Origin of the sequence: Aestuariivita sp. (assembly GCF_049276915.1) — a bacterium.
Taxonomy (GTDB): Bacteria; Pseudomonadota; Alphaproteobacteria; order Rhodobacterales; family Rhodobacteraceae; genus Aestuariivita.
The window spans coordinates 23,329-33,698 of record NZ_JBASXK010000130.1; the positions used below are offsets into that span (position 1 = coordinate 23,329).

The window sequence follows — 10,370 nt, forward strand, 5'->3', positions numbered from 1 at the left end:
GGTCAGCCCTGAAGCGCCTTTACCCCGACATCTCCTTCGGCCTGCGCCTTGATCGCCAATGCGGCCGCGTGGCTGCCGGCGGCGGTGGTGAAATAGGGGATCTTGTCATAGAGCGCGATGGAGCGGATGGATTTGCTGTCTTCGACCGCCTGTGCGCCTTCGGTGGAGTTCATCACCAGTTGCACGCCGCCATCCTTCATCAGGTCGGTCACGTCTGGGCGCCCCTCATAGACCTTGTTGACCACGCCGCAGGGCACGCCCTGGGCTTCGAGCCAGCTTTGGGTGCCACGGGTGGCCACCAGCGTGAAGCCAAGGGTCACCAGTGTCTGGGCCGCGTCCAGCATTTCGGGGGTCTTGTCGGCATCCTTGATCGAGATGAAGGCGCAACCCTCGGAGGGAAGAACCATGCCCGCGCCCATCTGCGCCTTGAGGAAAGCGCGCGGGAAGTCGCGGTCCCAGCCCATGACTTCGCCTGTCGAGCGCATTTCGGGGCCAAGGATCGTATCCACGCCGGGGAAGCGGGCGAAGGGCAGCACGGCCTCTTTCACCGAGAACCACGGCATGTTGGGATCGGCCAGCGTCATCGGATCGGCCAGCGGCAGGACGCTGTCATATGAGGCATCCGTGTCATAGGGCGGGCGCATCGGGAAGGCGGACAGCTTTTCTCCGGCCATGACGCGCGCGGCGATCGAGGCGATGGCACTGTCGGTTGCCTTGGCCACGAAGGGCACCGTGCGCGAGGCGCGCGGGTTCACTTCGATCAGGTAGACATCCTTGGTGCCCTCGGGGCTGTCCTTGACGGCGAACTGGATGTTCATCAGGCCAACCACGTTGAGCGCATGGGCCAGCAGGACCGTCTGGCGTTTGATCTCTTCGATGATCTCGGGGGCCAGGGAATAGGGCGGCAGCGAGCAGGCGGAATCGCCCGAGTGCACGCCGGCCTCTTCGATATGCTGCATGATGCCGGCGACATGGACCTGTTCGCCGTCACAGAGCGCATCCACATCCAGTTCGACCGCACCCGACAGGTAGCTGTCAAGCAACACGGGGCTGTCACCGGAGACCACCACCGCCTCGGAAATATAGCGTTCAAGCTGCGCCTGATCGCGCACGATTTCCATGGCGCGCCCACCCAGCACATACGAGGGGCGGATCACCAGCGGGAAGCCGATGTCCGAGGCGATTTCAAGCGCTTCGGCGTCGGTATGGGCGATGCCGTTCTTGGGTTGTTTCAGGCCAAGGCCGGTCACCAGTTTCTGGAAACGCTCGCGGTCTTCGGCCAGGTCGATCGCGTCCGGCGTGGTGCCGAGGATCGGAATTCCGGCGTCATGCAGCGCGTTGGCGAGTTTCAGCGGAGTTTGCCCGCCGAACTGAACGATCACGCCGTGGAGCGTGCCGTTCTGCTGTTCGACGCGGAGGATTTCCATCACGTGTTCAAAGGTCAGCGGTTCGAAATAAAGCCGGTCCGAGGTGTCGTAATCGGTGCTGACGGTTTCGGGGTTGCAGTTGATCATGATGGTTTCATAGCCCGCGTCCGACAGGGCGAAACAGGCATGACAGCAGCAATAGTCAAACTCGATCCCCTGGCCGATGCGGTTGGGGCCGCCACCAAGGATGACGACCTTTTTGGCATTCGAGGGCCTGGCTTCGCATTCCACTTCGCCCATCATCGGAGCCTCGTAGGTGGAATACATATAGGGGGTCTGCGCCTCGAATTCGGCGGCACAGGTGTCGATGCGTTTGAACACGGCCGTGACACCCAGATTGTGGCGGGCGCGGCGCACGTTGGCTTCGTCGCGCCCTGTCAGCTTGCCAAGGCGGGCATCGGTAAAGCCCAGCATTTTCAGGTTCCGCAGGCCTTGCGCATCTGTGGGCAGGCCGTTTTTCCTGAGGATGCCCTCGGCGTCGATGATCTCGCGGATGCGGGCCAGGAACCAGGGGTCGAACATGGTGACGGCGTGGATTTCGTCATCGCTCAGCCCTTCGCGCATGGCCTGCGCGATGGTGCGCATCCGGTCGGGGGTCTGTTTGCTGATCGCCTTGATTACGGCGGCCTTGTCGGGCGCGCCGGGGATGTCGATGTCGTCAAAGCCGGTGAGGCCGGTTTCCATCGAGGCCAGGGCCTTTTGCAGGGATTCGTGGATGGTGCGGCCGATGGCCATGACCTCGCCGACGGATTTCATCGCCGTGGTCAGGTGCGGTTCCGAGCCGGGGAATTTCTCGAAGGCAAAGCGCGGGATCTTGGTCACGACATAGTCGATCGAGGGCTCGAACGAGGCAGGCGTGACGCCTGTGATGTCATTGTCCAGCTCGTCCAGCGTAAAGCCCACGGCCAGTTTGGCCGCGATCTTGGCAATCGGGAAGCCGGTCGCCTTGGAGGCCAGCGCCGAGGAGCGCGAGACGCGGGGGTTCATCTCGATCACGACCATGCGGCCGTCTGCCGGATTGATTGCCCATTGCACGTTCGAGCCGCCGGTTTCCACGCCGATCTCGCGCAGCACGGCAATCGAGCCGTTGCGCATGATCTGGTATTCCTTGTCGGTCAGCGTGAGGGCAGGAGCGACGGTGATGGAATCGCCCGTATGCACGCCCATCGGATCGACGTTTTCGATGGAACAGACGATGATGGCATTGTCGGCCTTGTCGCGCACGACCTCCATCTCGAACTCTTTCCAGCCCAGCAGGGATTCATCGACCAGGATCTGGCCCACCGGAGAGGCATCCATGCCCGAGCGGCAGAAGTGGATGTAATCCTCGCGGTTATAGGCCACACCGCCGCCGGTGCCGCCAAGGGTAATGGCGGGGCGGATGATGGCGGGCAGGCCGATCTCTTCCAAGGCATCCAGCGCGATCTGCACGCCGGCATCCAGATCCCGGCCCTTTGCCGTCTTGGGGGCGGTCACGATCGTGGCCTTGGGGTTTTCCAGCCCGATGCGGTCCATCGCTTCGCGAAACAGCTTGCGGTCTTCGGCCATTTCGATGGCTTCGCGCTTGGCTCCGATCATTTCGACGCCGAATTTTCCGAGCACCCCCATTTCTTCGAGGGCAAGCGAGGTGTTCAGGCCGGTCTGGCCGCCCATGGTGGGCAGCAGCGCGTCGGGGCGTTCCTTTTCGATGATCTTGGCGACGACTTCGGGTGTGATCGGCTCGATATAGGTGGCATCGGCCAATCCGGGGTCGGTCATGATGGTGGCCGGGTTGGAGTTCACCAGAATGACCCGGTAGCCTTCTTCGCGCAGGGCCTTGCAGGCCTGAGCGCCGGAATAATCGAACTCGCAGGCCTGTCCGATGACTATGGGGCCTGCGCCGATGATCATGATCGAGTTGATATCGGTTCTTTTTGGCATCTGCAGCAGCCCCTATATTCCCTGGACACCCCCTGCGCCCAAATTGTCCTGCGTTATAGGGATGGTGTGGCCATGTGCAAGAGGGAAGCGCGCCGGTTTTGCGGCGATCTGCCGCGCGCGTACGGATGTTTAGAAATTTGTAAGTCACATTTGATCTATTTTTCCCTTGCCTTCTGCGTGAGGTGGCCCGTTTCGGGCCTGCCCGTTCTGGGGAGAACGGGTGTTTTCAAGGGTGTGAAGTCGCGTTGCCGGCTTTGACATGTCATGCGCCATGCTCGCTGCATCGTTTCAAACTGCGCACCATCCGGGGGGCGATTTTATTTGCCCCCCGTTTGATATGTGTCAATTTTAGTTGACAGGCAATGTGTCAACCTGAGCGCAGCAGGGGAGACTCAACATGCGTATTCTGTTCATTCATCCGAATTATCGTTCCGGCGGTGCCGAGATTGCCGGCACATGGCCGCCGGCCTGGGTTGCCTATCTGTCGGGGCATCTGCGTACCGCAGGATTTGACGACATTCATTTCATCGATGCGATGACGGATGATGTCTCAGACGAGGATCTGGGGCCGCGCATTGCCGCGATCGCGCCCGATGTGGTCGGGGTGACGGCGATCACGCCGTCGATCTATCGCGCCGAAGAGGTTCTGCGCCTGGCGCGGGGCCATGCGCCCGATGCGGTGCGGGTGCTGGGCGGTGTGCATGCGACCTTCATGTACAAACAGGTGCTGAGCGAAGCGCCCTGGGTGGATGTGATCGTGCGCGGCGAAGGCGAAGAGATCTGCACCGCGCTGATGGAGGCGATCCGCGATGGCCGCTGGCCCTCGCAGCGGCACAGCATCAAGGGGCTGGCGTTCCGCGATGGCGACGAGATCGTGGCCACCCCTGCGGCCAGCACGGTCAAGGATCTGGAGGCGATCAAACCGGACTGGTCGGTTCTGGAATGGGACAAGTACATCTATATCCCGCTGGGCACACGGGTTGCGATCCCGAACCTTGCGCGCGGATGTCCGTTCACCTGCTCGTTCTGTTCACAATGGAAATTCTGGCGCGATTACCGCGTGCGCGATCCAAAAGCGGTTGTTGATGAGATCGAAGATCTGGTCGAGAACCACGGGGTGGGTTTCTTCATTCTCGCTGATGAAGAACCCACCATTAACCGCAAGAAGTTCATCCAGTTCTGTGAGGAACTCATCGCCCGCGATCTGCCGGCCCGTGTCAAATGGGGCATCAACACCCGCGTCACGGATATCTATCGGGACCGGGATCTGCTGAAATTCTATCGCAAGGCGGGGCTGGTGCATGTGTCTTTGGGCACCGAGGCCGCCGCGCAGATGAAGCTGGATATCTTCAACAAGGAAACCAAGGTCGACGAGAACAAGAACGCCATCCGGCTGCTGCGCGAGGCCGATATTCTGGTCGAGGCGCAGTTCATCGTCGGTCTGGACAACGAGACTCCCGAGACCCTGGAAGAGACCTATCAGATGGCCTGGGACTGGCAGCCCGATCTGGCCAACTGGTCGATGTATACGCCCTGGCCATTCACGCCGCTGTTTCAGGAGTTGAAGGATCAGGTCGAGGTGTTCGACTTCTCGCGCTACAACTTCGTGACGCCGATCATGAAGCCGGCCGCCATGGAGCGCGGCGAATTGTTGGACGGGGTGATGAACAATTACCGCCGCTTCTACATGAAAAAGGCGCTGTTCCATTACCCGTGGCGCGGCACCGGGTTCCGGCGCAGGTATCTGCTGGGCTGTCTCTGGGCCTTCCTGAAGGCCGGGGTGGGGCGCACGTTCTATGACCTGGGAAAGGTCGGCTATACGGGGCCGCAATCGAAGAACAAGCTTGATTTCCATTTCGACGAGACCCGCACCATCGCCGAGGCGCAGATGGATGACTGGGACGCCTCTGCCGACAAGGCCGCACGGGCCGCCGAGCGACGCGAAGCCTTGCGTGCGCAGGGCAAGGAGCGGGCGGTGGAGCGCAAGCAATCGTTCAGGATGCCGAACGGGGCCGAGGTCAAGGCCTGCGGAGGCGGCACGCAGCAGATGGAAGACAGCTGAGCCATGACACATGCGCCGACGGCCATGATAGGCCCCAATGCCATTTTGCAGATGGTGCCGGTTCTGGATCAGTTGGGTGGGCTGAAACTGCGCACCGAGATCATGGCGCGCGCGGGTGTGTTCGAACTGCCCTCGGGCGATGAAATGATCCCCGAAGGCCCTGTCGCGCGCCTCCATCAGGAGGTGCGCAGGTCCTTGCCCGACATGGCACCGGCACTGGCCTGGGCGGCGGGTCGGGCGACGGCGGATTACATCCTGGAAAATCGCATTCCGCAAAAGGCGCAATGGCTGCTGAAGCACTTGCCCGCGCCACTGGCTGCGTGGTTTTTGGCCCGCGCGATCCGGGATCACGCATGGACTTTTGCCGGATCAGGACAATTCAACCTTGTTTCCAAGTATTGTTTCGAAATCGGAGACAATCCCGTCGTGCGCGACGAAGAGGCAGATCATCCGCTGTGTGACTGGCATGCGGCGGTGTTTGCCCGGCTGTTTCAGGTGCTGGTGCACCCGGATTTCATCTGTGAGGAAACACGATGCAGCGCGCAGGGTGCCCCTGCCTGCCACTTTGAGATGCGCCGTCAGGCCGGGCGGCCCAAGCAGGGCCGGGTCTGATCATTCCGCCGCCAGTCTTGGCGCAATCGGCGACCGATAGAGATAATCCCGCGTCAAGGGTACCGCATCGCGCTTGTGCGCCAGTTGCAGGTGATAAACGCATTGCTCCTGCTGTTCGAATGCCATGATGCAGGCGGTCAGGTAATAGCGCCACATGCGGATGAAGCGATCGTCATACCAGTCGCGCACGGTGTCGAGATTGGCGTCAAAGCGGTCTCGCCATGCGCGCAGGGTGCGCGCGTAATGCAGGCGCCAGACTTCGATATCCGTCTGCCACAGCCCCGAGGATTCCATCGCTGGCATCAGTTCGGAGAGTGAGGGCACATAGCCGCCGGGAAAGATGTATTTGTGAATCCACGGCGAATGGGACATCGGCGGAGAGACCCGCCCGATGGTATGGATCAGCGCGATCCCGTCCGGATGCAGAAGCGAGCCGATCTTCGAAAAATAGCCTGCAAAATGGGGCAGGCCCACATGTTCCAGCATGCCCACACTGACGATGCGGTCATATTGGCCCTGCAATGCGCGGTAATCGATCAGGCGAAAGGTCATGCGATCAGTCAGCCCGGCCCCGGCGGCGCGCTTTTGTGCCGTGGCCAGCTGGTTCTCGCTGAGTGTCACACCAGTGACGCGCGCGCCATAGCTGCGCGCCAGCGTCAGGGCCATCCCGCCCCAGCCGCAGCCGATGTCCAGAACGGACATGCCCGGCTCGAGCATGAGTTTGCGGGCGATATGGTGTTTCTTGGCCTCTTGCGCCTGGTCCAGCGTCATGTCCGGATGGGCGAAATAGGCACAGGAATATTGCATGTCCGCGTCCAGCATCAGCCGGTAGAGATCATCCGAGATATCATAGTGATGGGCCACATTGGCCTTGGCGCTGGCGGCGGTGTTGCGCTGCACCCAGGCGCGCGCATGATAGCGCATCCGGTCCAGCGCCCGGATATAGGCCGGCATGGCACCGGGCCTGCGATTGAGCAGAACGAGCGCCAGAAGCGCCTCAAGTTCCGCATTGCCGCCGATCTCGATCGTGCCGTCCATATAGCCTTCGCCAAGCGCGAGATCAGGGTTGAGGCAGAGCGCCCTGAGTGCGCGCGGCGTGCGGATGTGAAGGGCGGCCTCGGGGCCGCCGGGGCCGTATCTGCGGCAGTCTGCATCTGGATAGGTGATGGTCAGTTGACCCTTTCGGATCAACCGGCTGGCCATGCGATCAAGCAGTCTGGTCCACATAGCTCACTCCCCCTTTATTCATGCGCGTCCATCTCGCGCGGTTGGGAAAATCAGTGAATTCTGTCCGCACAGGTTAACGCGAAATGTGATTCGCTTCGAGTCCGCTGGCTGTGCGGGCCTGTGCGAGGGGCCGCGCAACTGCTGAAAACCGCAGAACGCCGGGGGTCTGATCCGGTCTCGGGGCGGTCGGGCTGCTTGACTTCCCGGCCCATCCAAGGTGTATCGGCGCGACGCAATTCCGCGAGCCTGAAGGACAGACCGATGCACGCTTATCGCAGCCATTCCTGCGCTGATTTGAACGCCTCCCATGTGGGCCAGACCGTGCGCCTTGCCGGGTGGGTGCACCGTGTGCGCGACCATGGCGGGGTTTTGTTCATAGATTTGCGCGATCATTACGGCATCACTCAGGTGCTGTGCGATCCCGACAGCCCGGTGTTTTCGCAGATCGAGAAAGTCCGCAGCGAGTGGTGCATTCGCATTGATGGCGAGGTCAAGGCACGCGATGCGAGTCTGGTGAATCCCAAGATCCCGACCGGTGAAATCGAGGTGTTCGTGCGTGACCTCGAGGTGCTGGGCGAGGCGGCCGAGCTGCCCTTGATGGTATTTGGCGATCAGGAATATCCCGAGGAAACGCGTCTGCGCTATCGCTATCTGGATCTGCGCCGCGAGGTGATGCAGCGCAATATGGCCATGCGCTCGGATGTGGTTTCCTCGATCCGCCGCCGAATGTGGGATATCGGGTTCCGGGAATATCAGACGCCGATCATCACCGCCTCGTCGCCCGAGGGTGCGCGGGATTTCCTGGTGCCCTCGCGCCTGCATCCGGGCAAGTTCTATGCGCTGCCTCAGGCTCCGCAGCAGTTCAAGCAGCTGATCATGGTCAGCGGGTTTGACAAGTATTTCCAGATCGCGCCGTGTTTCCGCGATGAGGATCCGCGTGCCGACCGTTCGCCGACGGATTTCTATCAGCTGGATCTGGAGATGAGCTTTGTCGAGCAGCAGGACGTGTTCGACACGATCGAACCGGTGCTGAAGGGCGTGTTCGAGGAATTCGGCGGCGGGCGCAAGGTGGATGCGGACTGGCCGCAGATCTCTTATCGCGATGCGGCGCTGTGGTATGGCACCGACAAGCCCGATCTGCGCAACCCGATCAAGATGCAGGTGGTTTCCGAGCATTTCGCGGGGTCGGGCTTCGCGATCTTTGCCAAGCTGCTTGAGCAGGAGGGCACCGAGGTGCGCGCGATCCCGGCACCCGGTGGCGGCTCGCGCAAGTTCTGCGACCGCATGAACGCCTTCGCGCAGAAGGAAGGGCTGCCGGGGATGGGCTATATCTTCTGGCGCGATGGCGACGCGGGCATGGAAGCGGCCGGCCCCCTTGCCAAGAACATCGGCCCCGAGCGCACCGAGGCGATCCGCCAGCAGCTGGGTCTGGGCGTCGGCGATGCGGCGTTCTTCCTTGGCGGCAAGCCTGCGGCGTTTGAAAAGATCGCCGGCAAGGCCCGTGTGCAGATCGGCGAAGAGCTGGGTCTGAGCGACACGGACCGCTTTGCCTTTGCGTGGATCGTGGATTTCCCGATCTATGAGAAGGACGAGGAAACCGGCAAGATCGATTTTGAGCACAACCCGTTCTCGATGCCGCAGGGCGGTATGGATGCGCTGAATGGTGATCCGCTGGAGGTTCTGGGCTTTCAGTATGATCTGGCGTGCAACGGGTATGAGCTGGTGTCCGGCGCGATCCGGAACCACAAGCTGGAGATCATGATCAAGGCCTTCGAGAACGCGGGCTATGACGAGGCTGAGGTGCGCAAGCGGTTCGGCGGCATGGTCAATGCGTTCCAATATGGTGCGCCGCCCCACGGCGGCTGTGCGGCGGGGATCGACCGGATCGTGATGCTTCTGGCCGATACGGTGAACATCCGCGAAGTCATCATGTTCCCGATGAACCAGCGCGCCGAAGATCTGATGATGAATGCGCCAAGCGCGCCCACATCTGATCAGCTCATGGAACTGGGCTTGCGTGTCATTCCTCAGGAGTGACCCACTTGGCGCGCCGGGTTCGCGGCAGTAGGGTCGCGCAATGACGCATCCTTCACAGATACGGCCTTTGGGGGCCGAGGTTCCCGGCTGGCACGCGCCCAAGCGCCCGGCAGCTGATCTGGTGCTTGAGGGGCGCTATGTGCGCCTTGTGCCGCTGCGGGCTGATACCCATGCGGCGCTGCTGTTTGCTGCTTTTGACGGGCATGATGATATCTGGGATTACCTGCCCTATGGGCCGTTTTCATCGGCTGCTTTCTATCATCGCTGGGTGCGGGATGCGGCGGGCAAGGCCGATCCGTTGTTTCTGGCGATCTATGACAAGGATCAGGAGCGTTGGGGCGGGGTGGCGAGTTATCTGCGCATAACCCCCGAGGCCGGGTCGATCGAAGTGGGCCATATCGCCATGGCGCCGCTGTTGCAGCGCACGCGCGCCGCGACCGAGGCGATGGCGCTGATGATGGCCCATGCCTTCGAGGCCGGATATCGCCGCTATGAGTGGAAGTGCGATGCGCTGAACCTTGCGTCTCGGCGCGCGGCGCAGCGACTGGGCCTGAGCTATGAGGGTGTGTTTCGCCAGGCGGGCGTGGTCAAGGGGCGCAACCGCGACACGGCATGGTTTGGCGCCATCGACAGCGAATGGCCCGCGCTGAGCGAGGCCTTTCGCGTCTGGCTTGATCCGGGCAATTTCGATGACCGGGGTCGCCAGATCGAGCGTCTGCGGGATCTCACGGCGCTTGTGCGGGCCAGTTCGGATCCGGCGCTTTAACCTTTGGGATCGAGCCGGGGGCATGCGCGTTTGATGCGAATGTCGCGCGCGCGTCGCGTGGCCCGCAAATAGATCAGCGCGCTAAGCGTCGCAATCAGCGTGGGCCATATCAGGGCTGCCTCCATCAACCTACATCGCCCATTTGCGTTGCAGCCGGTCCTGGACCAGGCCGGCCACGCGCGCGGCCTGGGCCGTCATGATCCGGCTACTGCGGAGCTGCACTCGAATGGCACACTTTCATCGACTCAAGTCAGGCAAATGGCGCGCCGTTATTCGAAAACGGGGACACTACGAGAGCCGCTCCTTTGCAACAAAGGCG

6 protein-coding genes are annotated in these 10,370 nt (G+C 61.8%); 4 read left to right on the forward strand and 2 right to left on the reverse strand.

Annotation, left to right across the window (positions count from 1 at the left end):
• Positions 1-2: 2 nt before the first annotated feature.
• On the reverse strand, positions 3-3,347 hold the full coding sequence (gene carB, locus WAO69_RS14135; RefSeq protein ID WP_422180226.1) for a carbamoyl-phosphate synthase large subunit: 3,345 nt from the start codon (positions 3,345-3,347) through the stop codon (positions 3-5).
• A 397-nt stretch (positions 3,348-3,744) separates the two neighbouring features.
• On the opposite strand from carB, the gene bchE reads away from it, so the two are divergent.
• Positions 3,745-5,409 (forward strand): magnesium-protoporphyrin IX monomethyl ester anaerobic oxidative cyclase, encoded by a 1,665-nt coding sequence (gene bchE / locus WAO69_RS14140; RefSeq protein ID WP_422180228.1) that lies wholly within the window; start codon positions 3,745-3,747, stop codon positions 5,407-5,409.
• A 3-nt stretch (positions 5,410-5,412) separates the two neighbouring features.
• On the forward strand, positions 5,413-6,021 hold the full coding sequence (gene bchJ, locus WAO69_RS14145) for a bacteriochlorophyll 4-vinyl reductase (RefSeq protein ID WP_422180230.1): 609 nt from the start codon (positions 5,413-5,415) through the stop codon (positions 6,019-6,021).
• On the opposite strand, the gene WAO69_RS14150 is transcribed toward bchJ, so the two are convergent.
• The gene (locus WAO69_RS14150; protein WP_422180232.1) at positions 6,022-7,248 is read right to left on the reverse strand and encodes a class I SAM-dependent methyltransferase; all 1,227 of its coding nucleotides are present in this window, start codon (positions 7,246-7,248) and stop codon (positions 6,022-6,024) included.
• 261 nt (positions 7,249-7,509) lie between these two features.
• On the opposite strand from WAO69_RS14150, the gene aspS reads away from it, so the two are divergent.
• Positions 7,510-9,285 carry an aspartate--tRNA ligase gene (gene aspS, locus WAO69_RS14155; RefSeq protein WP_422180234.1) on the forward strand — a complete coding sequence of 592 codons (1,776 nt, stop codon included), beginning with the start codon at positions 7,510-7,512 and terminating at the stop codon, positions 9,283-9,285.
• Between the two features lie 40 nt (positions 9,286-9,325).
• Complete coding sequence (locus tag WAO69_RS14160; protein WP_422180236.1) at positions 9,326-10,051, forward strand: GNAT family N-acetyltransferase; 726 nt, start codon at positions 9,326-9,328, stop codon at positions 10,049-10,051.
• The last annotated feature ends 319 nt before the right edge of the window (positions 10,052-10,370 follow it).